Source organism: Sphingomonas sp. jy18 (assembly GCF_056931895.1).
Genome location: NZ_JBXPBT010000001.1, coordinates 558,936 through 582,711, shown reverse-complemented (window position 1 = coordinate 582,711; position 23,776 = coordinate 558,936). Strand labels below are relative to the sequence as shown.

Below are 23,776 nucleotides of genomic sequence, written 5' to 3'. Positions count from 1 at the left end.
GCGATTACCGCCTGCCGGCGCAAGTGACGCGGATGGTGGCTGACAGCCCGATCGCGTCGGTGGTCAGCGACCCGCGTCTGCCGGACAATCCGATCGTCGTCTGCAACGACAGTTTCATGGCGCTGACCGGCTATGGCGCGTCCGACATTCTCGGCCGCAACTGCCGCTTCCTGTCCGGCCCGGGCACCGAGCCGTGGCTGACTGAGGCGATTCGCAACGGGGTGCGGGAGCGGCGGCCGGTGCTGGTCGAAATCCTCAACTACAAGGCCGACGGCACGCCATTCCGCAACGCGGTGCTGGTCGCACCGATGTATGACGAGGAAGGCGAGCTCAGCTATTTCCTCGGCTCGCAGGTCGAACTCGCCGATGCCGCGCCCGGCCCGTCGACCTCGCGCCGGGTGCGCGCGGCGGAGGCGGTCAAGGCGCTGTCCGAGCGACAACGGCAGGTGCTCAAGCTGGTCGCCGACGGTTTTCTCAACAAGCAGATCGCCGGCATGCTCGGCCTCTCCGAAAAGACGGTGAAGATGCACCGCAGCATCCTGATGGACCGACTGGGGCTGACCACCTCCGCCTCCGCCGTGCGTCTGGCGGTCGAAGCGGGGCTATAGGCCAAAGCCGGTATCGGCAGATCGGCGCGGCGGGTCTAGGAAGTTTTCAGCATCGCACCGGTCAGTTGCCCGGCCTGCCACGCGGGTCGGGATCCACCGCGCACTTCCCCACAGCTGGCCGGTGCGATGTCTGTTTTTCCGCAGATGACAGAGGTTTGTGGCGCGGCTCAGCACCAGCTTCGGCGGCCGCCTGCATAGGGGCGGGCCAGCCCTTCTGCGACCAGCTGCATGCCAAGATCATGCTCGCCGCGCAGCAGCCGGCGCAGCTCGCGGCCATAACGGTCGCGGTCCCGCCCGTCGCGGACCAGCGCGAAGCTCCCTTGATTGACCAGCGTGTGCAGCCGCCGCTTGGCGGCCTCGCCGAGCTGTGCCTCCGCCGCGCAGCGCGCCGGATGCAGCTCCGGCGTATCGATGTCGAGAAGGCGGATGCGGCGCCCCAGATAGCGGATGGTGTCGCCATCGACCACGCAGGTTTCCCCGCCCTGCTCGCACAGGCCGAAGCGCGCATCGACCGTTTCCCCGGGCGATGGCGGGGCGGAGGCCAAAGCCAATGGCGCGACCGGGGCTCTGCCGCCGCTGCCGAGGATGGCGAGTGTTGCGGCGAAGGCTGCGGCCATCGCCGGCAGCACGATGCCCGCGCTCGGACGCGCGCGGCGACGTTGGCGGCGGGGGTGGAAAGGCGGGGCCATCCGCGCGACATAGGCCCGCCCGGCCTGCCAGAGGGTAAAGACCGGACCGGATCAGCGCGGAAACGGAGGCAGGCAAGGCACGCCGCCCCCAGCAAAGGGGCCGGCCAACCCTTCGGTCGACCGGCCCGCTCACCGCCTGTGATGGCTGGGGGTCAGTAGCCGCTGCCGCTTTCGTCGAGCCGCGCGCCGAGCTGCGCCAACTGGTCGGTGCAGTTGCGCTCGGCGAGCGCGTTGGCGATGGTGCCCACCGACGCGTCTTCGGGGAGCGCCGGCATCGACACAAAGTTGATCACGCTGGTTTCAGCCATGCCGGGGCCTGTGAAGCGATAGCTCTGCCCTTCGACAATCGGCATTTCCTCGGCCGGCCAGCGGCGGAAATTCTGCCCGGCGACAAAGGCGAGCGAGGATTTTGCGTCCGGAGTGGCGGTATTTTCCACCGTCAGCAGCGTGTCCTGCTCCTTGTCGGCACGCCACAGCCAGACGTTGGCGATATCGATGGTGCAGAAGCTGCCGGCCGAGGCGACATTGAGCACCCACAGATTGGGCGGTGTTTCGACGGCGCCGGCGCCGCGCACCGCCCCGGTGCGGCTGATGCCGCCGCCGCTGGCGCTGAGATAGCGGTTGAGCGTGGTGCTGCGCCCCTGGGTCGACTGGACCGAGGCACGCACCGGAAAATTGCCGGGTCCGGCGAGCGTGCGGGTGCCGCCTTCGCCGACGATCACCACACGGTCGCCGGTGCGCAGCACCACCCGCTCGCTGTCGGGCAGGCGCCGGCCGACCGGATAGGTGCTGGCGGACGGGCCGGTCGAGCGGACCACCAGCACATCGGCGGCGGCAGCGGTGGCAAGGCCCAGCGCCGCGAGCGCGGTGGCGAGGCGCAGGGCGGGTTTCAACATGGTCATGGCACTTTCCTCCTGATCGTGCACAGTCGTCGTGGCGTTGTCATAGCAGCACTGGCGCGGCGCACCGTGCGCCAAATCACATGAACGGCAGAAAAACCGGGGGCGAAAGGGATTACAGGCTCAGCCGAGTGCATAGGCTTCTCCCGGTGCCGTGCTTTCCAGCCGTTCGATAAGGAAGGCGATCGATTCGCCATTTGCGAGCCGCGCGAGCAGGGAACGCACCTCGGCCAGCGCCGTGGCATAATCTGCACCCTTGCCTGCGGCATGGGCCGCAACCAGCCGGCCGATGGCGGCGCGCTGGCTATTGTCCAGATCCGGGCGCGGCTCGAACACGTCGACCGGCTGCGCGCGCCCGCGCAGGCAGATGCGGCCCATCGCGGTCATGGTGCGCGTGTCGAGCCCGGCGATGGCCTCGGCGCTGGCCAGCGCGCGGGTCTTCATCGGCTTGTTGGCCGCCTCCAGCCGCGCGGCGGTGTTCATGCTGTCGCCCAGCGCGGTATATTGGATGCGCCCCTCTCCGCCGAAATTGCCGACCACCGCCTCGCCATGGTGCAGGCCGACACGGGTGCGGCCGATCGGCGGCAGCTCCGCATCGATCGCCGCCATGCGCGCGCCGAATGCCTCGCCCGCGCTGGTCATCGCCTTCAGCGCGGCAAGCGCGCGCGCGCCATCGTCGGGCCGTGACACCGGCGCGCCCCAGAAGGCGACCACCGCATCGCCGACGAACTTGTCGAGCGTCCCGCCATGCTGCAGCACCACCTCGGACAGCGTATCGAGATAGGCGTTGAGCACGAAGGCGACCTTTTCAGGCGTGAGCTGGTGGCTCATCTCGGTGAAGCCCTGCAGGTCGCTGAACAGGCAGTAGATCGGCTTCTTCTCGCCATGCAGCGCCAGCCGCTCGGGATCGCGCATGATTTCCCTGGCGATGTCGACCGGCAGATATTTGCCCAGCGCGGACGCGGCGAACGCCTTTTCTTCCGCCCCCACCGCGCGCACCGCTGACATGATGGCGATGAAGGCCAGCAGCCAGCCGAGCGCGGCGCCGACCACCGGCAGCGGCAGCGTGTCGATGCCGTTGGTGTGGAGCAGGAAGGGCACGACCGCGATCACCGCCATCTGCACCAGAAGAAGTATGGCCGAAATCCACGGGCGGAAATCGAACAACGCGGTCAGCGCGCCCGCCGCCACGGCCAGGATGGCGGCCGCCCACAGGGCCAGCGTCGGCATCTGCGTCAACGGCGCGGAATCGAGGATCTGCGCCAGCATGTGCGCATGCACTTCCAGCCCGATGATCTTGGTCGGCTCGCCTGTCACCGGATCGGGCAGGCGGTTGATGGGCGTGACGAATTCATCGTAATCGATGATGTCGCCGCCGATCAGCACATGGCGACCGCGCACCTGCTCGGCAATGAAGCCGAAATTCTCCGGCGTCAGCATCAGCGGGTTGGTGTAGGTGGTGATCGGGACATTCTCGAACACCTCCTGCGCATCGACGCCCTCTTCCATCGAGACGCGCGCCGGCAACCGCCAGCGCACCGCACCGCGATAGCGCGAGAAGCTGTCGTCGAAACCGTCCTGCTGGGCCATCGCCACCGTCATCAGCTGCGGCGTGCCCGGTGCGCGCCCAGGCCAGCGGCGATAGCTGTCGTCATCGTCGGTACTCAGGCGGATGCTGGCCGGCCGGGTGACCGGCGTGGTCACCGACTCGACGAAGGCGCTGAGGAACTGGCTCTGCTGCAACTGGATATTGTTGGGGTTGCTGGTCGGCTCGGCAAAGGCGACGAAGGTCGGCGTCCGCATCGCCCGCAACTGCGCGCGCAGCTTGTCGTCATTGTCGGTGGCCTGGTCGATCAGAATATCTATGCCGATCGATTTCGCCCCCATGCGGTCGAGCGCGGCGAGCGCGTCGGCGAGCAGCGCGCGGTCGAGCGGCGAGCGCACCTTGCGTTCGATCAGTATCTCGTCGTTGTAGGTGACGAGCAGGATGCGCTTGTCCTGCTCGACCGGCGGCGCGGCAACGGTGGCGCGGAAATCGAACAGCGCGCGTTCGAAATCGTTGATGATCGGCAGGTTGCCGCCCAGCCGGGCAAGGAACACCGCGGCGATCAGCACTGCGGCAGTCAGGATGACACGGGGCAGGCCCAATTGGGCGAGCGTGCGGCGCAGGCGCTTGCGGCCCGCCGCAATGCGGCGTTCCATCGAGGCGTCGGGCGCCTGCTCTGGCTGGTCATCCGCCATCCATTCCCCCAAATGGTCGGCAACGGCCGGCTGTTCTGACAGATTCCGGCGATGCGGGAAGCGACCCCCGACACCGCCGGTGGTGGCGAAATCAGGCGCGCCGGTCAAGGCATGCGATGCGAGGGTCCGGCGTCAGGGCAGGCTCTATTGCACCCGGACGTCGAGATAATCGCCGCGATTGCCGGCGCCGTAGATCGTCACTTCGACATAGACGCCGCCCTGGACGATGCGCCGCGCCGCCGCCGGATCGATGCTGCCGGACATCACCATCCGTTCCATGGTGGCGCGGTTCTCGGCGGTATCGAAGAAGGGATCGCCCTCGTCGCCCTCGTCGCGCACCCCGTAGCGGTAGAAATTGGCGCGGTCCTGCCGCAGCACCTGCCATGGCTGGGTCAGGCGCAGGCCGTCGCTGGCATAGAGATCGGCCTCCCCGATATAGGCGACATAGGAGGCGATGGGCGCTGCCTCGCCGCCGTCGTTGGTGACGCTGCTGTCGCTCGCGTTGTCTTGCGGCGCCGCTTCCTCGGCGGGTGCGCTGTCCTCGGCCGTATCGGGCGCGGCGGTCGTCTCGGCCTCGGCGTCGCTGGTCTCGGCGGCGGCGGTGTCGGCAGCGCTATCCTGACCGCCGACCACTATGTAGGTCACCGCAGCCCCCAGCAAGGCGACCGCGACCAGCGCTACTATCCAGCCGAGGTTGCTCTTGGCCTGCGGTGCGGGCGTCGGGGTCGGCGCGGGCGGGCGCGTCGCTGCGCCGCAGTTGCTGCAAAAGGCGGCCCCCGCCGCAAGCTCGGTCCCGCACTGATGGCACTGCATGAATCTCGTTCCCCCCAGTCGAACAACAGACCCCGGTTGTGCAACGAATCGCGCCGGTATCGCAAGGGCGCGCTTGCGCCTATCATGGCCGCCGCTTCGGCCGCGCGAGGGAAGGGGGGAAAGCGATGACGGGCAAGGTGCGCACGGCGTTGCGGCTGCTGCTGGCGCTGTTCTATTTCCTCGCCGGCGTGCTGCACCTGCGCAGCCCGGGCGGATTTCTGGCGATCACCCCCGGCTGGGTGCCCTATCCCGAAGCGGTGGTGGCCTTGACCGGGGTCGCGGAGATGGCCGGTGCCATCGGCCTGATGATTCCGCGTTTGCGGGTCGCCGCCGGCATCGGCCTAGCGCTCTATGCGCTGTGCGTCTTCCCGGCCAACATCAACCATGCGCTGAACGGCATCGCCATCGGCGGTACGCAGTTGAGCTGGTGGTACCATGGCCCGCGGCTGATGCTGCAGCCGGTGCTGATCTGGCTGGCGCTGTGGGTGGGCGGGGCGACCGACTGGCCATTCGGCAGACGCGCGCGATGATGGCGGGATTCCGGAAGCGCGTCATCCCGGGATGGGTTCGTCGGCGCTGCCGGCAGATGGTGACCCCTACGGGAATCGAACCCGTGTTTCAGCCGTGAGAGGGCCGCGTCCTGACCGCTAGACGAAGGGGCCGTTGCTGCCGCCGGGGCGGGAGCATGACTGCTGGGCGAGAGGTGGATGGTGGTGACCCCTACGGGAATCGAACCCGTGTTTCAGCCGTGAAAGGGCCGCGTCCTAACCGCTAGACGAAGGGGCCAGATGCGCACCAAGGCGCTTGGCAGGCGCGCCCCTTAGGATGACACGCCCGCACGGTCAAGCGGGGAAAAGCGGCGTCATGCGATTCAATCGGCAAAGGCGGCGTCGTCGAGATGCAGTTCGGCGGCACCGCGCCCGGTCCAGTCGTCGCGCTTGACGCGTCCGGCCAGCCACAGGCGCCGGCCCGGCCCGGCGGCGAGCAGCGCCTGGCCCATCGCACTGTCGCCCGCGCGAAATGCGATTGCTTTGAACGATTTGCCGTCGTCGCCCGCCGCGATCAGCCGGACATGGCCGGTGCCGACGGTGTCGGCCTTGATCAGCCGCACCGGCCCGGTGGCGATGCGCGGCTGCGACCAGCCATGGCCATAGGGCCCGCCGGCCTCGATCGCCTCGGCGAAATCGGCATTGATGCCGCCGGGCGCCAGCAATGCGTCGAGCGAGAGCGCGCGATTGTCCTGCGCCGCAGCGACATCGCTGGCCAGCCGATCGCACAGCCAGCCGCTCAGCGGATCGCAGCCGCCGGGCGCGACGGTCAGCCCCGCTGCCATGGCGTGGCCGCCGCCCGCGACCAGCAGCCCCGAATCGCGCGCGGCGATGATCGCCGCACCCAGATCGACCCCCGCTATGGAGCGGCCCGATCCCTTGCCGGTGCCGTCCTCGCCCAGCGCGATGACGATGGCGGGCTTGCCCATCCGCTCCTTCAGCCGCCCGGCGACGATGCCGATCACCCCGGGGTGCCAGCCCTCGCCGGCCACCACCGCCACCGACGCGTTGGCGCAGCCGTCGGCCAGCGCCAGCGCCTGTTCGGTCACCGCCGCCTCGATGGCGCGGCGCTCCTCGTTGAGCCGGTCGAGCTCGGCGGCGATGGCGCGCGCCTCGGACGGGTCTTCGGTGGTCAGCAGCCGCACACCGAGATCGGCCTGCCCGACGCGGCCCCCGGCGTTGATGCGCGGGCCTAGCGCAAAGCCCAGCTCGTGCGCGCCGGGCGCCTTGGTCAGCCGCGCGACATCGGCGAGCGCGGACAGGCCGACATTCTGCCGCCGCGCCATCACCTTCAGCCCCTGTGCGACGAAGGCACGGTTGAGCCCTTGCAGCTTGGCGACATCGGCGACCGTCCCCAGCGCGACGATATCGAGCAGCGCCATCAGATCGGGCTCGGGCCGCGCCGCGAACCAGCCGCCCGCCCTGAGCGCCCGCACCACCGATGCGGCGAGCAGGAAGGCGACGCCGACGGCGGCGAGATGCCCGTGCCCGCGCCCTTCCGCGCACTCGTCCAGCCGGTTGGGATTGACCAGCGCCAGCGCCGGGGGCAGCGCGGTCGAACATTGGTGATGATCGACGACGATGACGTCGAGTCCCGCCTCCTCAGCCGCCCCCAGCGCCGCGAACGCCTGCGCGCCGCAATCGACGGTGACGACGAGGTCCGCACCCTCCGCCTTCAGTCGCACCAGTGCCTCGGCCGAGGGGCCGTAGCCCTCCAAGAGCCGGTCGGGGATATAGGGCCGCGCCGCCACGCCGCAGTCGCGCAGCAGCCGGATCAGCAGCGCCGCCGAGGTCGCGCCATCGACGTCATAATCGCCATAGACCGCGATGCTCTCCCCGCCGCGGATCGCCTGCACCAGCCGTTCGGTGGCGCGGTCCATGTCGGCGAAGATCGACGGATCGGGCATGAAGCCGCGCAAGGTCGGGCTGCGATAGCGCTCCAGCTCCTCGCGCGGGGCGCCGCGCGCCAGCAGGATGCGGGTGACGAGATCGTCGGGGCGCAGTCGCTCGTCATCGCTGCCCATCCGCCAGCGCCACGCCTGGCCCGACAGCGACCGGGCGATGCCCAGCGCCGGGCGCGCCTCCGCGGTGTTGCTCATCGTGCCGCCAGCAGCGCCGCGCGGAGCGCCATCGCCTCGCCGCGCGGGATGGCGGCGATCGAGGCGCTGCCGCCGGGCACGCCCAGCCGGACATGCGCTGCGCCGACCCGGCGAACGATTGGCCCGATGCCGATCTCGACGCTCTGGATGTTGCGCGCCGGCAGAATGATGTGGCTACGCGACAGGAAACCGTCGGTGATGTGCAGCAGCCGCCCGTCGAACCGCCAGCGGCGGTGCCGCCAGTCCAGCCAGCCGAACAGCAGCACCGGCAGCGCGACGACCAGCGGCGCGCCGAGCACGAAGGACAGATCGGGGTCGATCGCGTCGGCAAGGATGAAGGCCTCGGGCGACAGCATGTTGGGAATCAGCATGATGCAGCCCAGCACGAACAGCAGCAGCGGCCAGATGTAGATGCCGACCGGGTGCGAGCGGTGCCAGCCCTCGCCGCCGTGGCCGCTGTCCTCGAAGCCGGCGCGGTCGAGCGTCAGTTCGGCGAGAATCGCGTCGACCTCGTCCAGCGAGGCCAGCGGGGCGATGCCATGATCCTTCTCGTCCTTGCCGTCGCCGGCCAGGCTGGTCAGCTTGACCTCGAACCAGCCGAAGGCGCGGCGGATGAAGCCGGTCGCCACCGTCGCAGCCTGCACCCGCGCGATCGGCAGGGTCACGTCGGTGCGCGTGGTCAGCCCGCGCCGCCGCCTGAGGCCGCGCGCGGTCCGCTCCAGCGTGAAGCCATAATCGCGCAGCACCGTGCGGACGATGCCGGTCGCCATGCCGAGCAGCAGCACGGCCAGGCCGCCGCCGACGAACGACAGCCACTGGTGCGCGATCACCCAGTCGCCAAGCCCCAGCGAGCGCGACAGATCGATATACATGTCGATGTCGAACGGATCGAACGGCAGCAGGTCGTCGATCTGGCTGAGCAAGCCGAACAGCACCGCGAAGATGGCGAGGCTGAAATTGAACAGGCCAGCGACGATCAGCCGCTTGCCGTCCATCGCGAAGACGATGCGCCCCTCATCCGGTACGGCGGCGGGCACGGCCTTGGCCACGGCATCGGCGGCATCCTGGTCCGGCGCGACCATCGCTGGTGCCACCGCTCCGCTGCGGTGCGTGCGGATATGCTCGCGCAGCGCCTCGGCATCGGCCAGCGCAATCGCGTCGAGCTTTGCCTCATTCTCGTCCGCCCCGGCCGATCCGGTCTCGAAGCCGACCTTGGCGAGGCCGAACAGCCGGGCGAGCAGCCCCTGTTCGATGCTGACGTCCTGGATGCGGTCGAACGGGATTACCCGTTGCTGCCGCGAGATTACCCCGCTGGCGATGGTCACATCATCGGCATCGACCGTCCAGCTGAAGCGCGCCCATGCCAGCCAGTTGAAGAGCAGCGAGATCAGCAGATAGGCGGCGATGGCAGGGATGATGAACCGTGCCTGCCCGGTGACGCCCAGCGCAACCGCCGCCGGGATCATGTTGAGCGAGCGCGGGCCCAGCCGCAGCACCGACAGCAGCAGGGTGAACGGGTGCAGCCGCTGCGGCACACCGGAAAAGCGGTGCGCTGGCATCGCGGTCGATGGTGCGGCGACGGCTTCTTCGCTCATGCGAAATCGGTCTGGATGTGGCGCCGGATGCTGTCGCGCATCGCCTCCGCTGTGGCGCGGGACAGGCCGGGCAGGGTGACGATGCTGTTATGCGTGCCGGCGGTGTGCACCACCAGATGCGCCACCCCGCACAATCGCTCGACCGGTCCTTGGCCGACATCGATATGCTGCACGCGCACGAACGGCACCAGCGTATCAGTATGGAAGGCATAGCCGCGCACCACACGCAGGTCGTCCGCCCCCAGGGCATAGCCCAGATGGCCATATTGGCGCGCAGCGGTGACGGTGATGGCGAGCAGCGCCAGCAGCAGCGAGGCGACCGAGAGGAACCCCCACGGCAGGCCATTGCCGCGCAGCACCGCCAGATCTGCAACGATCGCGCCGATGCTGATCGGCACCATCAGCATCGCCCACTGGATGCGCAGCACCGTGCGGTAGCCAGGTTCGACAGGCTGCAGCGCGGGTTCGGTCTCGGCGTGGGTATCTGCTTGGGGAGCGGGCAAGTCCGGTTCGGTCATGCCGGTGGTTTAGTGGAATGAGACGGCGGGGGGAAGGGCCATAGGTCATCCCGGAACGGGGAGGGGTTGGGGTGGGTGCTATCGACTGCGGACCCTCATTCTACCCTCTTCGTCATTGCGAGCGCAGCGAAGCAATCCAGGGTCAGCGGCCACCGCCCTGGATTGCTTCGCTGCGCTCGCAATGACGGATAGTCTCAGGGCACCACCACATTGAACGCCGGATCCGGTGCCTGATGCTCGCCCAGCCAGCGCTGCAGCGCCAGCACGTCGCCGGAGAAGGCAAGCTGCCCCGCCGCGATCAGCGCCGGGGCCTGCGCCCGTCCGCCGAGCAGCGCGGCAAAGGCCATGCGGGTGGTGCGCACCTCCGCGGTCACCGCCGCATCGTTCGGACCCAGACGCGGGATTTCGATCACCCCGCGCCGCTCCACCGTCACCGTCTCGCCGGTATCGGTGAAGACGAAGCGGAAAAACTGCGGGGTTGTGAGCGGCTCGGTCGCGGCCAGCCGGGTCGCCAGCGCGTCGAACAGGTCCAGCGTCGGGATGGCGCTGACATAGTCGGCGGACTGGCTGCGCACCGGTGCATTGGTCGCCTCGGTCCCGCGCAGCGTCGCGGCGGCAGCAAGATAATAGTTGCGCCAGGCGCCACTCTCGGCCTGGAAGCCGAGCTGTTCATAGGCATCGGCGAGCGCCGCCTTGGCAGGCGCATTGTCGGGCTCGGCGAACACCAGATGGTTGAGCAATTCCGCCGCCCAACGATGGTTGCCAGCGGCGTGCGCCGCGCGCCCTGCAGCCAGCAGCCGGTCGGCCCCGCCCGCCAGCTCGACATAGCCGCGCGCGGCCTCGACCGGCGGCAGCGGATTGTAATTGGCCGGCACCCCGTCCCACCAGCCGAAATAGCGCTGATAGACCGCCTTGGCATTGTGATTGACGGTCCCGTAATAGCCGCGCGCCGACGGGTCGATACCCAGGCTCGCCGCGGCGAGAATGTCGGGAATTTCGTGCAGCGTCGCCCCGCGGTTGGCCGCGCCCAATGTGCGGTCATGGATGAAGCGGTACATGTCGCGCTGCCCGGCCAGATAGGTGCGGACATTGTCCTGCCCGAAGGTCGGCCAGCCGTGCGATGCCAGCTGCACGTCGGCGTCTCCCCAGCGCTGGGCGGCGGCATCGATGACGCGCGACCAGACCAGCGCATCGCGGATCAGCGCGCCGCGCAGGGTCAGCAGATTGTGCAGCGTCTTGGTGGCGACCTCGGTGGTGTGCAGCGCCTTCCAGCGCGGCAGATAGAACAGGAATTCGGACGGGGCTTCGGTGTTGGCGGCGTCGATGAACTGCATCTCGACGCCATCGACGGTCAGCGTCGCGCCCTCAGGCCCGACCGTTTCGGTCGGCTCCATGAAGCCGGTCGTGCCCCCGGCGATGCGCGGGCCGAGGCCGGTATCCACCTGGCCGCCGACACCGGGGCTCAGGCTGGTGCCGAACATATAGGCCGCGCGCCGCTGCATCGCGACGCCGGCCAGCACATTCTCCGCCACCGCTTCCCGCGCAAAGCCGTGCGGCGCGATGATGCGGACATCGCCCGCCGCCACCGCCGCGCGCGTCGTCACCCCGCCGACCCCGCCGAAATGGTCGGCATGGCTGTGGCTGAAGATCACCGCCGTCACCGGCCGCTCGCCCAGCGTGCGGTTGGCAAGGTCGAGGCTGGCGCGCGCTGCCTCCTCGCTGGTCAGCGGGTCGACGATGATCCAGCCGCGTGTTCCCCGGATGATGGTCATCACCGAAATGTCGTAACCGCGCACTTGCCAGATCGCGCCGGGCACCACCTCGAACAGCCCATGCACCGCGTTGCGCCGCGCTTGGCGCCACAGCCGCGGGTGGACGGTCGGCGGCGCGGCCTCGGCGTTCAGGAAGGCATAGGGCCGCCAGTCCCAGATGGTCCGCCCTCCCGCATCGGTGATGACGCCATCGGGAATCTGCGCCAGCAAGCCGCGCCGCGCCGCCGCATCCTCGGCCGCCTCGCGCGCTTCGTCGGCAGCAGCGGCGGCCAGCGCGGCAGCATTGGCCGCCCGCGTCGCCTCGCTCGCCTGCTGCGCCTGCACCGGGGTGGCCAGCGCGATGGCCAGTGCGGTGGTGATGATGCGGCGGTTCATGTGTCTTTCCCCTCCCGAAAATTCTGCTGTGTTCCTGCCCACCCCGCTGCGACTAAGCTCGGCTTCGGCTCGCCAAGTCTCGCTCCCCTCCCGCTTTCGGGAGGGGCCGGGGGTGGGCCAGAGCCCCCCTCACGCCCCGATCGGCTCCCCCGTCAGCGTAATCCGGTGCATCACCCGCCTGTGGCCATGATAGTCGTTCTGCGCGAAGTGCCAGGTCGAGCGGTTGTCCCAGATCGCCACCGATCCGGGCTGCCACTGTACCCGGCATTGATGCGCCTCGCGCATCGCTACCTCATAGAGATAGGTCAGCAGCGGCAGGCTCTCGGCGCGGGTCCAGCCCTCGAAATGCAGGGTGAAGGCCGGATTGACGTAGAGCAGTCGCCGCCCCGTCACCGGATGGCGGATCACCACGGGATGCACGGCGCGGGTCTTGAGGTCGTGGCCCTTGAGGTCGCCGGCCTGGTCGGTCTTCGCATATACCCCGTCATGGCCATAGATATGGTCGGCGGAATGCACCGCCGTCAGCGTTGCCAGCGTCGCTTTCAGCCCCTCGGACAGCGCGTCATAGGCCGCGCCCATGCTGGCGAACAGCGTGTCGCCACCCACCGGCGGCAGCTCGCGCGCCACCAGGATCGATCCCATTGCGGGGATCTGGTCATAGCTATGGTCGGTGTGCCAGCCGCCGCCGATATTGACCATCTGCGTCTCGGCCTTGCGCACCTCGGCAATCTCCGGATAGCCGCCGTTGGCCGGGAAATAATTGTTCACGTCGATCCCGCCCCACGCCTTGGCAAAGGCGATATGCTGTTCGGGGCTCAGCATCTGGTCGCGCAGTACCACCACGCCATGGTCGGCCACCGCCGCCTTGATCGCCGACAGGCCCGCCGCGTCGGCGCTGGTCATGTCGAAGTCGCTGATTTCCATGCCGACATGCTCGGCCAGCGGTTGCATCCGCATCATCGTCTCTCCCGTTCCCGCCCGCGCGGCCGCTGGTCGGGTCGCTACGGGACGGGGGCAGGATAGCGCGCGGCTCGACAAACACTGTCACTTTGGTAACAATTTGTCCGATGCTCACCGATGCCGATCTCGCCCCCATCGGCTGGTTCCGCCACCAGCCGCAGGCCCTGCGCGCCGCAATGCTGGCGCAACTGCGTGCCGTCACGCTTGCGGCCGGGCAGACCGCCTATCTGGAGGGCGACGAGGATACCGGCCTGTGGCTGATCCGCGACGGCCTGCTGCGGCTTGAGCTGCCGGTGGGGGAGGATCGCGCGGCGCTGATCGGGCTGATGCCGGGCGGCAGCGTGTTCGGCCGTTCGCGCATGGGCGGAGCGGCCTCGCGCATCGTCTCCGCCCGCGCCGCCCGCCCGACCCGTGCGCTATTGCTGTCCGATCGGGCGATGGAGCGCATTGCGGCGGAGCAACCGCACATGTGGCGCGCGCTCAGCGAGGCGGTGCATGGCCAGCTCGACGCCGCGCTGGTCGCGCTTGCCCAGCAACTCACCCTCGCGCCGCTGGCGCGGGTCGCCGCCCGGCTGCTGCAATTTGCGCAAGGCGCGGCAGTGCCGCTCGGCCAGGCCGATCTCGGCGAGCTCACTGGCCTGTCGCGCAAGGCGGTCAACGCGCATCTCGCCACGCTGGAAGCGCAGGGCCTGATCGCGCGCGGTTATCGTAACGTTACCGTGACTAACAGGCCCGGATTGATGCGATATGCGCGATGATGGATAAGCTCCCATGCCCACGCTCCTGATCGCCTGGCACAGCCGCACCGGCACCGCCCGCGCCCTCGCCGAAGCGGTGCGGGATGGCGCATTGGCGATCGCAGAGGATGTCACGGTCCGCCTGATCGCCGCCAGCGATGTCAGGGCCGAGGATGGACTGGCGGCAGACGGCTTCGTCTTCGCCTGTCCTGAAAATCTCGCCAGCATGTCCGGCGCCATGAAGGAAATGGCCGACCGCCTTTACTATCCGCTGCTCGGCCGCATCGAGGGCCGCGCCTATGCGCTGGTCATTGCCGCAGGTACCGATGGCGAGGGTGCGGTGCGCCAGTGGCAGCGCATCGCCACCGGCTGGCGCCTCAAGCCAGTCGCCGAACCGCTGATCGTGCGCACCGGTGCGGATACGCCCGAGGCGATTCTGGCGGACAAGACGGTGCCAGCCGCCGATCTGGAAAAGGCGCGAGATTTGGGCGCGGCAATGGCGGCCGGTCTGGCGATGGGCATATTCTGAGGCGCCACAGTGCCCAGACCCTATCGTCATTGCGAGCGCAGCGAAGCAATCCAGACCGGTTTGCGCCGACCCTGGATTGCTTCGCTGCGCTCGCAATGACGGCCTCTTGACTGGCCGTCCCGGCGCTACCCCCGGTCTGCCGTCATCACCGCATCGGAGGCGCGCAGCGTGGAGAGGATGCTCATCAGATGCTGGACGTCCTTCACCTCCAGCCCGACATCGTAGCTGTGGAACCCCCCCTCGCGCGATGACAGGCGCAGGTTGACGATATTGGCTCCGGCGCGGGCGATGATGCCGCTGACTTCCGCGAGCGTGCCCGGCTCGTTCTTGACCACCACCAGCAGGCGCGCGGTGCCGCCTTCGCTGTCCGCCTGCCAGCGCACGTCGATCCAGTCGGCATCCTCGCCATTGGCCAGCGCTTCACAGTCGATGGCGTGGATTTCGATCCCCTCATTGGGGCGCGACAGGCCGACGATGCGGTCCCCCGGCACCGGATGGCAGCAATCGGCGAGCGTATAGGCGACCCCCGGGGTCAGCCCTTCGATGGTGATCGGGCGGGGCGGGCCGATCTTGACGCCGGCGCGCTTCATGTCGGCGACGACGCCGGGCACCAGCGCCTCCATCACCACAGTGTCGCTCAGCCGCTGGCGGCCGATGGCGAAATGCAGCTCGGCGATATCGGGCAGCTTCAGCCGTTCGAGCGCGCTGGCGATCGCCTTGTCCCCCACCTTGACCGGCAGGCGGCGGACGATGTCGTCGAACAGGCTCTTGCCCAGCGCGATGGTCTCGCCCCGCTCCTTGCCGCGCACATGGCGGCGGATGGCGGCGCGCGCCTTGCCGGTGGCGACAAAGCCCATCCACGCAGGCTCGGGCGTCTGCTTGTCGGACACCAGGATTTCGACGGTGTCGCCATTGTTGAGCTGGGTGCGCAGCGGCACCAGCCGGCCATTGACCTTGGCCCCCACCGTCCTGTCGCCCAGCCGGGTGTGCACGGCATAGGCAAAGTCGACCGGCGTCGCGCCCTTGGGCAGCTGGTGCAGCGCGCCCTTGGGGGTGAAGGCGAAGATCCGGTCCTGGTACATCGCCATGCGGGTGTGTTCGAGCAGCTCGTCGGCATCCTGCGCGGTGTCGAGAATCTCGACGAGGTCGCGGATCCAGCTCGCCTGCCCGTCGGGGCGGGTGCCCTGCTTGTAGGCCCAGTGCGCGGCCAGGCCGAACTCGCCCTGGCGGTGCATGTCGCGGCTGCGGATCTGGATTTCGACGCGCATGTTCTCGCCGCGCATCACCGTCGTGTGCAGCGATTGATAGCCGTTGCGCTTGGGCGTCGAGATGAAATCCTTGAACCGGCCGGGCACCATCTTCCACTTGCGGTGGATGATGCCCATCGCGCGGTAGCAGTCGTCCGGGCTGGGCGTGATGACGCGGAACGCCATGATGTCGGTGACCTGCTCGAAGCTGACGTGCCGCTCCTGCATCTTGCGCCACACCGAATAGGGGTGCTTGGCGCGGCCTTTGACCTCGGCCTCGATGCCGTTGGCGGCGAGCAGCGTGCGCAGCTCCTCGCTGATCTTCTCCACCCGGTCGATGCCGCCGCGGGTCAGCTTGTCGAGCTGGCCGGTGATGCTGGCATAGGCATCGGGCTCAAGTTCCTTGAAGGCGAGCAGCTGCATCTCGCGCATGAATTCGTACATGCCGATGCGCTCGGCGAGCGGCGCGTAGATATCCAGCGTCTCGCGGGCGATGCGGCGGCGCTTTTCCGGCTTGGGGATGAAATGCAGCGTGCGCATGTTGTGCAGCCGGTCGGCCAGCTTGACCAGCAGGACACGGATGTCGTCGGACATCGCCAGCAGGAACTTGCGCAGATTCTCCGCCGCCTTCTCGCGCTCGGTCTCGGCGGAAATCTCCTTCTGCTCGATCTGGCTCAGCTTGGTGACGCCATCGACCAGCCGCGCCACCTCTTCCCCGAACAATCGCTCGATTTCCTCGTGCGTGGTCAGCGTATCCTCCAGCGTATCGTGGAGCATCGCGGTGATGATGGTTTCCTGATCCATCTTGAGGTCGGTCAGCAGGCCGGCGACCTCGATCGGGTGGCTGAAATAGGGGTCGCCGCTGGCGCGCTTCTGGCTGCCATGCTTCTGCACCGTGAAAACATAGGCACGGTTCAGCGCATCCTCATCGGCATCGGGGTCATAGTCCCGCACTTTTTCGACAAGTTGGTACTGGCGCAGCATGTCCCCAAGGTTGTCGTTTCCGATGCCCGTTGCAACCGCTTTATTGCTGTTCTGCTTGACTCTGCAGGGCTGGCCGGGGCTGCCTGCTGCCATTGTCCGAAGTAGTGGGTGTTCGATACGGCGCCGCGCCGCTGATGCGGTGGCGCTTCGAAGTGACCTTCGACAATACGCCTTCAAGCAGAGGGGTCATATTCGACAACCGGTGCGTCTTGATCACTGCGTTCCACAGCGGTTCGAATTTCTTCCAGCCCCCTGCGTAGAAGAAATGCTTGGCGCGATGCTTGAGTCCGTCGTGCGTCGCCGCCCCCCGCGCGATATTGGACCAGCTGTAGAAGTCGCGGTATGCACGATCATAGCCTTCTTTGAGCTCCTCTGCCGTAAGTCGCGCTGGTCGGTACACAACATGGCGGGTGTCGTAGCGGTCCCAGTCATGCACAGTGATCCGGCCTTGTGCTGCGAGAGTCTGATAGAGCCTGGTTCCGGGATAGGGCGTCTGGATATGGAAAGTGGCGGTGGTCACGCCGTTGTTGATTGCCCAGTCGACGGTGCGAGCGAACACATCTGGTCCGTCATCGTCCATTCCGAAGACGAATGATCCGTTGATCATGATGCCGAGATCGCTGAGCCGCCGCGCCACTGCCGCATAGTCGCGCGAGAGATTTTGCTTCTTGTTGCTGGCCTTGAGATTATCGGGCGAGAAAGTTTCGAAGCCAACAAACAGGCTTCGGAGGCCCGCGCGGGCGGCACGGTCCACCAGATCGCCGCGCAGGATCGAGTCCACCGTTGCCGCACCCTGAAACAACCGCCCCATGCCGCGCATCCCGTCGAACAATCCTTCTGCAAAACGCCGGTTGCCGAACAGATGGTCGTCAAGAAAGTATAGATGTCGCCCGGGCAGACGGTCGATCTCGGCCAGCGCCTCATCGACACGTTGGGCATAATAGCTGATCCCACCGGCGAAGAAGGCGTCCTTGTAGCAAAAGTCGCAATGCTGTGGGCAGCCGCGTGTGACAGTGATGGAATTTGGGACGAGATACAAATGCCGTTTGATCAGGTCCCGTCGGATCGGCGGAAGGCCTTCGATTGAGCGCCCTGCAGTCGATGCATATCGTCGCAAGGGCCGCTTTGCCCTGAAATCGGCGAGAAAGGCGGGAAAGGTCTGCTCGCCCGGGCCGATGAAGATGGTGTCGGCATGCGCGGCAGCTTCTTCGGGCAGCGACGTAACGTGCAGCCCGCCGAGCACGACAAAACTTTCCTTGGCTCGGTAGTGATCGGCCAAAGAGTAAGCGCGATAGGCATTGGTGATGTACACCTGGATCACGACAAGGTCGGGGCAATCGTCGATGTGCAGAGTTTCGACATGATCGTCGACCAACTCCGCTTCGTCATCGGGAGCCAGAAAAGCCGCGAGCGTTGCCAAACCGAGCGGCGGGAACAATGAATATTTGATCGGGCGCCAGAAAGGGCTCTTCGCTTCCGTGAGCGCTGGCAGGATGAATTTCACTCTCACGTCCAATTCCTCCTAGCGTGGTGCGGCAAGGCGGATAACGCCGGGCGATGCAGCGTTATTGGGCGGCGTGTGAAATCTATGTGCAGACCCCTTAAGCCTAATCGATTGACTCTGGCAGCCATATGGCTATGGGCAGCCGCGACCGGCGGGTCTGCCCGCCGTCACCGTCCGAGACAGTTGGTGGGGCGCTTCTTCCCTTTGCGGGAAGGATGGCTCCTTAAATTGCCAGCCTAGACGGGGACATGTCTTTCACCGGATGCCGCATAATCTGGCGGCACCTCCGGCGTTCGCTGGCCTTCGCGCCGGCATGACCATTCCCCACGGATGAGAAGAATGGCGGTTGGCGCGCCGGGTTTTCCCGCGCAAGCCCTCCGCCTGTTTTAGCCGCAGCGGGGGTCAAATTCCGCTGCATGAGTGAAAGGAATGGCATGGACCGCAATCAGAAGGCCGACGTTGTCGCCGCGTTGCGTGAAACCTTGTCCGGAGCCGGCGCGGTTGTGGTAACCCGCAACCACGGCATGACTGTCGCCCAGTCGATGGCTCTCCGGAACAAGATGCGCGACGCTGGTGCCAGCTTCAAGGTCACCAAGAACCGTCTTGCCAAGATCGCGCTCGAAGGCACCGCCTATACCGGTATCGGCGACATGCTGACCGGTCCGACCGGACTTGCGACCAGTGACGACCCCGTCACTGCCGCCAAGATCGCGGTCGAGTTCGCCAAGACGACCGACAAGTTCGAAATCGTCGGCGGCGGCATGGGCGATACCGTGCTCGATGTGAACGGCGTCAAGGCTCTGGCCGAACTGCCGTCGCTCGATGAGCTCCGCGCGAAGATCGTCGGCCTGGTACAGGCCCCGGCGACCAAGCTGGCGCAGATCGCCGCAGCACCCGCAGGCCAGCTGGCCCGCGTGTTCGGCGCCTACGCGGCCAAGGAAGACGCATAATCCGTTTGAGTGAACCAGCCCGCGCGCACGCTGCGCCGGCATGAAAGACATGGAGTGAAGAAAATGGCTGATCTCGCCAAGATTGTTGAAGACCTGTCGGCTCTGACCGTCCTCGAAGCCGCTGAGCTGTCGAAGATGCTGGAAGAAAAGTGGGGCGTTTCGGCTGCTGCCGCTGTTGCCGTCGCTGCTGGCCCGGCTGCTGCCGCTGCTCCGGCCGAAGAAGAAAAGACCGAATTCGACGTGATCCTGACCGGCGACGGTGGCAACAAGATCAACGTCATCAAGGAAGTCCGCGCGATCACCGGTCTGGGCCTGGGCGAAGCCAAGGCGCTGGTCGAAGGCGCGCCGAAGGCCGTCAAGGAAGGCGTCAGCAAGGCTGAAGCCGAAGAACTCAAGAAGAAGATCGAAGCTGCCGGCGGTACCGTCGAGCTCAAGTAATCTTCTCGCCCGCCAGGGCGGAGTGACACGAAAAGGGCGCCCCCCGCGAGGGAGGCGCCCTTTTTGTTTGCCCGTCCGGGGTGCGTGGCGCGCGGCAGGCGCTACGTTCAGCGGGCGGGCGTCGCGCGATACTGGCGCCGGTAATCGTCCAGCCAGTCATCCCCGCCGACCGCACTTTCGCGCGCCTGCTGCTCCTGCTTGTCGAGGAAGCGCGCGCGGCGCAGGCGGTTGCGGCGGGTCAGGAACGGATTTTCGGCCGTGGGACCGTCATCGACCATCGCCTCATGACGACCGACCGCCGTGCTGCGTGGTTTGGGGCTGCGCGGGCCGATGCTGGGCGGGACGCTGGTCTGCGCCTGCATCTGCGGCTGACGGACCGGCGCGGCGGCGTGCGTTGCCGCTGCGGCTGCAGGCGCGACAGCCGGCATCGGCACCTCGGCGCGGGGCTGCGGGACCGGCGGCGGCGGTGCGTTGCTGGCGGCAATCACGTCGAATGGCGGCGCGTCAGGGTCCCGGCGTCGGCGGTTGAGCAGCGCCACGCCGACGATTCCGCCGATCGCCAAGGCACCGCCGATCAGGCCCAGCTCGGTGGCCGACAGGCCATCGTCGCTGATGCTCCCGGTCGACACGGTAGCGGGGGCGACCGGCTCATCGATGAACGGCGGTGCGGTTACGGCGCCGCTGTCTTCACCGGGGAGCTGTGTAACTGCTGGAGCAGAGGTTTCGTCAGCCGACTGTATCGGGGCAGGAGCCGCTGTCACGGCGGCGTTGCGGGGGGCAGCGCGACTGGCGGCGGGCGGGGTGCGGCGAGCCGGTGCCGCTGCGACCGGCGCAGCGGTGGGCTCGGCGGCCACCGGCGCGGGCGGCGGCTGGGGGATGGTCTCGCCCGGCGCCGGCTGTGTCGGCTCGGTCGGCGGCACCGGTTGCGGCAGGATGATCTGCGGCGCGGAGGTCGTCGGTGTCGCGGCCGGCGAGGTCAGCTCCTGCGCGAGCACGCTGGTGGAAGGGAGGGCCAGCACCGCGGCAATCGCGGCGCTGGCCGTGCGAAGGGAGAGGGGGGCTTTCTGTGTCATGCCCGCTCAACGCGCCTTGCCGCACTAGCGACGCGACCCGTCGCCATTTTTGCCGACCAGCGGTGGCACTGGCGCGACGAACCGATCTGGTTCATTTGCCGTTCAGCCGGATCGGGCCGTCAAGCATCGTCTAGGGCGCTTGGCCCTAGACCGTCTCCGGATCGGTATAGGAGCACTTATCGCAGGGGCGTGTTTCGACACACTCAGCACTGCGGGTCTGTCACGCTGGTTCAGCTTTGGTGCGGCCTTGCCTTACTGCCCGTGGAATTGCGCGACCGCACGGCTTACGGATTGCATCATCGCCATGCGCTGCGGGATGCTGGCGGTAGTGTCGGCAATCATCACCGCGACAGCGTAACGCGTGCCATCGGGCGCGGTGAGGATGGCGATATCGTTATAGCCAGTGGATACCGCGCCGAGCACCTGCCCGGTTCCGGTCTTGTGCGCGACCTGCCAACCGGCCGGAACGCCGGCGCGGAGCCGCTGCGGTCCGCTGCGGGTACGGTGCATGGTGTCGATGATCAGTTGTGTCGATGCCGGTGACAGCAGCTCGCCCCGCGCCAGCCGCGCCAGCGCCGTCACGATCGCGTCGGGGCTTGCGCCGTCTTCCGGATCCGCCAGATAGCGCTGCAGCGCCTGCTGGCGGATGGCGAGCGGCAGCGCCTCACGCGCCACCTGGAAGCTGTTGCCCGCCGAATAGCGCTGCTGCCAGTCGAGTCCGGCGATCCGGCTCTGCAACAGTCGCTCGCCGGGGCCGAAGCGGATGCGGCCAAGCTCGTGTCGCTCGATGAAGCGCCGCACGGCGTCCGGCCCGCCGGCGTGTCGCAGCAGCGCGTCATTGGCACTGTTGTCGCTGCCAGTGATGGCAAGATCGAGCAACGCGGCGGCCGTCTCCTGCACCTGCCCCTCGCGCCGCACCCGCGCTGCCAGCGGCTGGTGGAACAGCGTCAGATCGTCGGGGGTGATGGCGATGCGATCGGACAGGCTCACCTCGCCGCGATCAACCCGGTCGAGCAACGTCAGCGACACCCATAATTTGGAGACGCTCTGCTGCGGGAAAAATTCGGCACCGCGCCGCGAGACCAGCCAGTCGCCGTCGATGCGGCGGATGGCGATGCCGGTGCGACCGGGGAAGGTCCGCCAGATTTCATGGATCACCGGCTCCAGTCCCGCTGGCGGGCGGCTGACGCCGGGATCGAAGCGCGACGGCGCCGGTGCGGGCTGCTGCGGCAGCGGTTGCGGCGACCAGGGCCGGTCCCCGGTGGTGCTGGCGACCGGCGGCGTCGGCGCGCGCGTTTGCGGCACCGTACCGGCGCAGGCGGCAAGCGCCAGCGCCGCTACCGCCATCATCAGCGCGCTTGCCTTATGCCTGTTGCTGCCCATCGATTCTGTCTTGCCTCCCGATGGCCCCTGTCTGCCCGCCTTTTGCCCGCCGCACCTAGGCCGGCTGCGACGAACGATTCTCTCAGCACGACGAAGCGTTGTTGCGGACATGCCCGTTGCTGCGGACGGCCGCAGTCGCCGCGCATGCATCATAAAAAAATGGCCCGGAGCTCTCGCTCCGGGCCAGGCGGTTCGCAGGAGGAACCTCGGTTGGGGGCCGCTTCCGTTCCGTTAGGGAAGGGAGAGAGGACGGAGCGGCGACGGCCCCCGAGCTGTTGATCTCAATAATTGTAGGCACGTTCCCCATGATCGGTGAGGTCGAGACCTTCGCGCTCGCCTTCCTCGCTGGGACGCAGGCCGATGGTGAATTTGAGACCGTAGAAGAGGACGGCCGAGACGAGGGCGGTCCACATCACGGTCCAGGCTACGGCCTTGATCTGCGTGATCAGCTGGGCACCCATGTCATAGGTGCCTGCCACTGCCGGGAAGACAGTATAGTCGAAGAAGCCCTGCCCGCCGAGCGCCGGATCGGCGACGATGGCTGTGCCGATCGCGCCGACGATGCCGCCCACGCCGTGCACGCCGAACACGTCGAGCGTGTCGTCATAGCCCAGCTTGTTCTTCACGAAAGCGACGAACAGGTAGCAGAAGCCGGAAGCCGCGAAGCCGAGCAGGATCGAGGTCATCGGGGCCGCGAAACCGCTCGCCGGGGTGATCGCAACCAGACCGGCGACAGCACCCGTGACCGCGCCGAGCAGCGACGGCTTGCCGTGGTGGAACTGCTCGATCAGGCACCAGGCGACAGCGGCGGCAGCCGTGGCGACGAAGGTGTTGATGAAGGCCAGCGCGGCGAGGCCATTGGCTTCGAGGTTGGACCCGGCGTTGAAGCCGAACCAGCCCACCCACAGCAGCGAAGCGCCGATCATGGTCATGGTCAGGCTGTGCGGCGGGGTTGCTTCCTTGCCGTAACCGACCCGCTTGCCGACGATGAGGCAGCCGACCAGGCCGGCAATACCGGCATTGATGTGCACCACGGTGCCGCCGGCGAAGTCGAGCGCGCCCCAGCCCCACAGCAGACCGGCATCGGTCGGCGCATCGGGCAGGAAGTCCGGACCCGCCCAGTACCAAACCTGGTGGGCGATCGGGAAATAGGCGAGCGTCAGCCACAGCACCGTGAAGATGATCAGCGGCGTGAACTTCACCCGCTCCGCGAACGCGCCGACGATCAGCGCCGGCGTGATGCAGGCAAAGGTCATCTGGAAGACGATGAACGCATATTCGGGAATGTAGACATTGTTGCTGAACGTCGCGGCAAAGGTGCCGGCATTGACGTTGGCAAGGAATGCCTTGTCGAGCCCGCCGACCAGAGCCGGGAAGGGCGTGCCGGTGGAGGTGAAGGCCATGCTGTAGCCCCAGCCGACCCAAACGAGCGCGGCGACGCTTACAATCATGAACACCTGCATCAGGATGCTCAGCATGTTCTTGGTGCGGACAAGCCCGCCGTAGAACAGCGCCAGCGCCGGGATCGACATCAGCAGCACCAGCGCCGAGCTGATCAGCATCCAGGTGGTGTCGCCCTTGTCGACCATGCCTGCCATTTGTTCGACGGTCGGCGCCTTGATCGGCCCGTCTGCGGCCGCGGCGACGGTGGCGGCGGCTGCGGTCGCGGCATCGCCAGCGGCAGTGGTCGCGGCCTCGGTGGCGGCAGCAGCCCAGCTGGCCGCGCTCGATACCAAGGCCGTGGCCGCCGCACCGATTGCGGCGGTTCGTGCAAATAGTCGCTGCATTCCCCTGTGGTCCTTTATGGTTGATGC

Annotated in this window: 20 protein-coding genes and 2 tRNA genes; 6 read left to right on the top strand and 16 right to left on the bottom strand. The window is 67.6% G+C overall.

Features of this window, described 5'->3' with window-relative positions:
• Positions 1-32: 32 nt before the first annotated feature.
• Positions 33-608, top strand: coding sequence for a LuxR C-terminal-related transcriptional regulator (locus AC0QC4_RS02830; protein ID WP_483658641.1), 576 nt, complete (start codon positions 33-35; stop codon positions 606-608).
• Between the two features lie 167 nt (positions 609-775).
• Here AC0QC4_RS02830 and AC0QC4_RS02825 read toward each other — a convergent pair whose 3' ends face one another.
• From AC0QC4_RS02825 to AC0QC4_RS02810, 4 genes are all read right to left on the bottom strand, one after another.
• The gene (locus tag AC0QC4_RS02825) at positions 776-1,297 is read right to left on the bottom strand and encodes a thermonuclease family protein (RefSeq protein WP_483658197.1); all 522 of its coding nucleotides are present in this window, start codon (positions 1,295-1,297) and stop codon (positions 776-778) included.
• A gap of 152 nt (positions 1,298-1,449) precedes the next feature.
• Entirely contained in the window at positions 1,450-2,199 is a 750-nt protein-coding gene (locus AC0QC4_RS02820; RefSeq protein WP_483658196.1) for a hypothetical protein, read from the bottom strand.
• Between the two features lie 120 nt (positions 2,200-2,319).
• The gene (locus AC0QC4_RS02815) at positions 2,320-4,545 is read right to left on the bottom strand and encodes a CHASE2 domain-containing protein (protein WP_483658195.1); all 2,226 of its coding nucleotides are present in this window, start codon (positions 4,543-4,545) and stop codon (positions 2,320-2,322) included.
• Between the two features lie 36 nt (positions 4,546-4,581).
• A complete protein-coding gene (locus tag AC0QC4_RS02810; RefSeq protein ID WP_483658194.1) occupies positions 4,582-5,250 on the bottom strand; it encodes a zinc ribbon domain-containing protein in 669 nt (222 codons plus the stop codon).
• 125 nt (positions 5,251-5,375) lie between these two features.
• Between AC0QC4_RS02810 and AC0QC4_RS02805 the strand changes: the two genes are divergently transcribed.
• Entirely contained in the window at positions 5,376-5,780 is a 405-nt protein-coding gene (locus AC0QC4_RS02805) for a DoxX family protein (RefSeq protein WP_483658193.1), read from the top strand.
• A gap of 57 nt (positions 5,781-5,837) precedes the next feature.
• Here AC0QC4_RS02805 and AC0QC4_RS02800 read toward each other — a convergent pair.
• The 7 genes from AC0QC4_RS02800 to AC0QC4_RS02770 all read right to left on the bottom strand — a co-directional run bounded on the left by AC0QC4_RS02800 (position 5,838) and on the right by AC0QC4_RS02770 (position 13,117).
• A tRNA-Glu gene (locus AC0QC4_RS02800) sits at positions 5,838-5,912 on the bottom strand.
• A gap of 49 nt (positions 5,913-5,961) precedes the next feature.
• Positions 5,962-6,036: transfer RNA gene (locus AC0QC4_RS02795), tRNA-Glu, on the bottom strand.
• A gap of 85 nt (positions 6,037-6,121) precedes the next feature.
• Entirely contained in the window at positions 6,122-7,897 is a 1,776-nt protein-coding gene (gene recJ, locus AC0QC4_RS02790; RefSeq protein WP_483658192.1) for a single-stranded-DNA-specific exonuclease RecJ, read from the bottom strand.
• The gene (locus tag AC0QC4_RS02785; protein WP_483658191.1) at positions 7,894-9,492 is read right to left on the bottom strand and encodes a PH domain-containing protein; all 1,599 of its coding nucleotides are present in this window, start codon (positions 9,490-9,492) and stop codon (positions 7,894-7,896) included. Before AC0QC4_RS02785 ends, recJ begins: the two co-directional genes overlap by 4 nt.
• Positions 9,489-10,010: a PH domain-containing protein gene (locus tag AC0QC4_RS02780; RefSeq protein WP_483658190.1), complete on the bottom strand. Its 522-nt coding sequence runs from the start codon at positions 10,008-10,010 to the stop codon at positions 9,489-9,491. The genes AC0QC4_RS02785 and AC0QC4_RS02780 overlap by 4 nt, the downstream gene beginning before the upstream one ends.
• Positions 10,011-10,204: 194 nt before the next feature.
• Entirely contained in the window at positions 10,205-12,157 is a 1,953-nt protein-coding gene (locus tag AC0QC4_RS02775; protein WP_483658189.1) for an alkyl/aryl-sulfatase, read from the bottom strand.
• Positions 12,158-12,286: 129 nt separating this feature from the next.
• On the bottom strand, positions 12,287-13,117 hold the full coding sequence (locus AC0QC4_RS02770) for a TauD/TfdA dioxygenase family protein (RefSeq protein WP_483658188.1): 831 nt from the start codon (positions 13,115-13,117) through the stop codon (positions 12,287-12,289).
• 107 nt (positions 13,118-13,224) lie between these two features.
• Between AC0QC4_RS02770 and AC0QC4_RS02765 the strand changes: the two genes are divergently transcribed.
• Complete coding sequence (locus AC0QC4_RS02765) at positions 13,225-13,875, top strand: Crp/Fnr family transcriptional regulator (RefSeq protein WP_483658187.1); 651 nt, start codon at positions 13,225-13,227, stop codon at positions 13,873-13,875.
• A gap of 13 nt (positions 13,876-13,888) precedes the next feature.
• The gene (locus AC0QC4_RS02760) at positions 13,889-14,383 is read left to right on the top strand and encodes a flavodoxin family protein (RefSeq protein ID WP_483658186.1); all 495 of its coding nucleotides are present in this window, start codon (positions 13,889-13,891) and stop codon (positions 14,381-14,383) included.
• Between the two features lie 125 nt (positions 14,384-14,508).
• Here the strand turns inward: AC0QC4_RS02760 and AC0QC4_RS02755 are convergent, their stop codons facing one another.
• Entirely contained in the window at positions 14,509-16,614 is a 2,106-nt protein-coding gene (locus AC0QC4_RS02755) for a RelA/SpoT family protein (RefSeq protein ID WP_483658185.1), read from the bottom strand.
• 40 nt (positions 16,615-16,654) lie between these two features.
• Positions 16,655-18,118, bottom strand: coding sequence for a B12-binding domain-containing radical SAM protein (locus AC0QC4_RS02750; protein WP_483658184.1), 1,464 nt, complete (start codon positions 18,116-18,118; stop codon positions 16,655-16,657).
• A 434-nt stretch (positions 18,119-18,552) separates the two neighbouring features.
• Here AC0QC4_RS02750 and rplJ point away from each other — a divergent pair, with 434 nt between their 5' ends.
• Both rplJ and rplL read left to right on the top strand, forming a co-directional pair.
• Complete coding sequence (gene rplJ, locus AC0QC4_RS02745) at positions 18,553-19,068, top strand: 50S ribosomal protein L10 (RefSeq protein ID WP_483658183.1); 516 nt, start codon at positions 18,553-18,555, stop codon at positions 19,066-19,068.
• Between the two features lie 63 nt (positions 19,069-19,131).
• Positions 19,132-19,506, top strand: coding sequence for a 50S ribosomal protein L7/L12 (gene rplL, locus AC0QC4_RS02740; protein ID WP_483658182.1), 375 nt, complete (start codon positions 19,132-19,134; stop codon positions 19,504-19,506).
• A gap of 107 nt (positions 19,507-19,613) precedes the next feature.
• Here the strand turns inward: rplL and AC0QC4_RS02735 are convergent, their stop codons facing one another.
• From AC0QC4_RS02735 to AC0QC4_RS02725, 3 genes are all read right to left on the bottom strand, one after another.
• Positions 19,614-20,579, bottom strand: a complete 966-nt coding sequence (locus AC0QC4_RS02735) for a hypothetical protein (protein WP_483658181.1) — start codon at positions 20,577-20,579, stop codon at positions 19,614-19,616.
• Between the two features lie 252 nt (positions 20,580-20,831).
• On the bottom strand, positions 20,832-21,962 hold the full coding sequence (locus AC0QC4_RS02730) for a serine hydrolase (protein ID WP_483658180.1): 1,131 nt from the start codon (positions 21,960-21,962) through the stop codon (positions 20,832-20,834).
• Between the two features lie 281 nt (positions 21,963-22,243).
• The gene (locus AC0QC4_RS02725) at positions 22,244-23,749 is read right to left on the bottom strand and encodes an ammonium transporter (RefSeq protein ID WP_483658179.1); all 1,506 of its coding nucleotides are present in this window, start codon (positions 23,747-23,749) and stop codon (positions 22,244-22,246) included.
• Positions 23,750-23,776 lie beyond the last annotated feature (27 nt).

Coding starts and splice junctions, on each gene's coding strand:
- AC0QC4_RS02755 (WP_483658185.1), bottom strand. CDS start 16,614: ATGCTGCGCCAGTACCAACTTGTCGAAAAAGTGCGGGACTATGACCCC.
- AC0QC4_RS02760 (WP_483658186.1), top strand. CDS start 13,889: ATGCCCACGCTCCTGATCGCCTGGCACAGCCGCACCGGCACCGCCCGC.
- AC0QC4_RS02785 (WP_483658191.1), bottom strand. CDS start 9,492: ATGAGCGAAGAAGCCGTCGCCGCACCATCGACCGCGATGCCAGCGCAC.
- AC0QC4_RS02825 (WP_483658197.1), bottom strand. CDS start 1,297: ATGGCCCCGCCTTTCCACCCCCGCCGCCAACGTCGCCGCGCGCGTCCG.
- AC0QC4_RS02735 (WP_483658181.1), bottom strand. CDS start 20,579: ATGACACAGAAAGCCCCCCTCTCCCTTCGCACGGCCAGCGCCGCGATT.
- recJ (WP_483658192.1), bottom strand. CDS start 7,897: ATGAGCAACACCGCGGAGGCGCGCCCGGCGCTGGGCATCGCCCGGTCG.
- AC0QC4_RS02780 (WP_483658190.1), bottom strand. CDS start 10,010: ATGACCGAACCGGACTTGCCCGCTCCCCAAGCAGATACCCACGCCGAG.
- AC0QC4_RS02770 (WP_483658188.1), bottom strand. CDS start 13,117: ATGATGCGGATGCAACCGCTGGCCGAGCATGTCGGCATGGAAATCAGC.
- AC0QC4_RS02810 (WP_483658194.1), bottom strand. CDS start 5,250: ATGCAGTGCCATCAGTGCGGGACCGAGCTTGCGGCGGGGGCCGCCTTT.
- AC0QC4_RS02730 (WP_483658180.1), bottom strand. CDS start 21,962: ATGGGCAGCAACAGGCATAAGGCAAGCGCGCTGATGATGGCGGTAGCG.
- AC0QC4_RS02830 (WP_483658641.1), top strand. CDS start 33: ATGGTGGCTGACAGCCCGATCGCGTCGGTGGTCAGCGACCCGCGTCTG.
- AC0QC4_RS02805 (WP_483658193.1), top strand. CDS start 5,376: ATGACGGGCAAGGTGCGCACGGCGTTGCGGCTGCTGCTGGCGCTGTTC.
- rplL (WP_483658182.1), top strand. CDS start 19,132: ATGGCTGATCTCGCCAAGATTGTTGAAGACCTGTCGGCTCTGACCGTC.
- AC0QC4_RS02775 (WP_483658189.1), bottom strand. CDS start 12,157: ATGAACCGCCGCATCATCACCACCGCACTGGCCATCGCGCTGGCCACC.
- AC0QC4_RS02725 (WP_483658179.1), bottom strand. CDS start 23,749: ATGCAGCGACTATTTGCACGAACCGCCGCAATCGGTGCGGCGGCCACG.
- AC0QC4_RS02765 (WP_483658187.1), top strand. CDS start 13,225: ATGCTCACCGATGCCGATCTCGCCCCCATCGGCTGGTTCCGCCACCAG.
- AC0QC4_RS02820 (WP_483658196.1), bottom strand. CDS start 2,199: ATGACCATGTTGAAACCCGCCCTGCGCCTCGCCACCGCGCTCGCGGCG.
- rplJ (WP_483658183.1), top strand. CDS start 18,553: ATGGACCGCAATCAGAAGGCCGACGTTGTCGCCGCGTTGCGTGAAACC.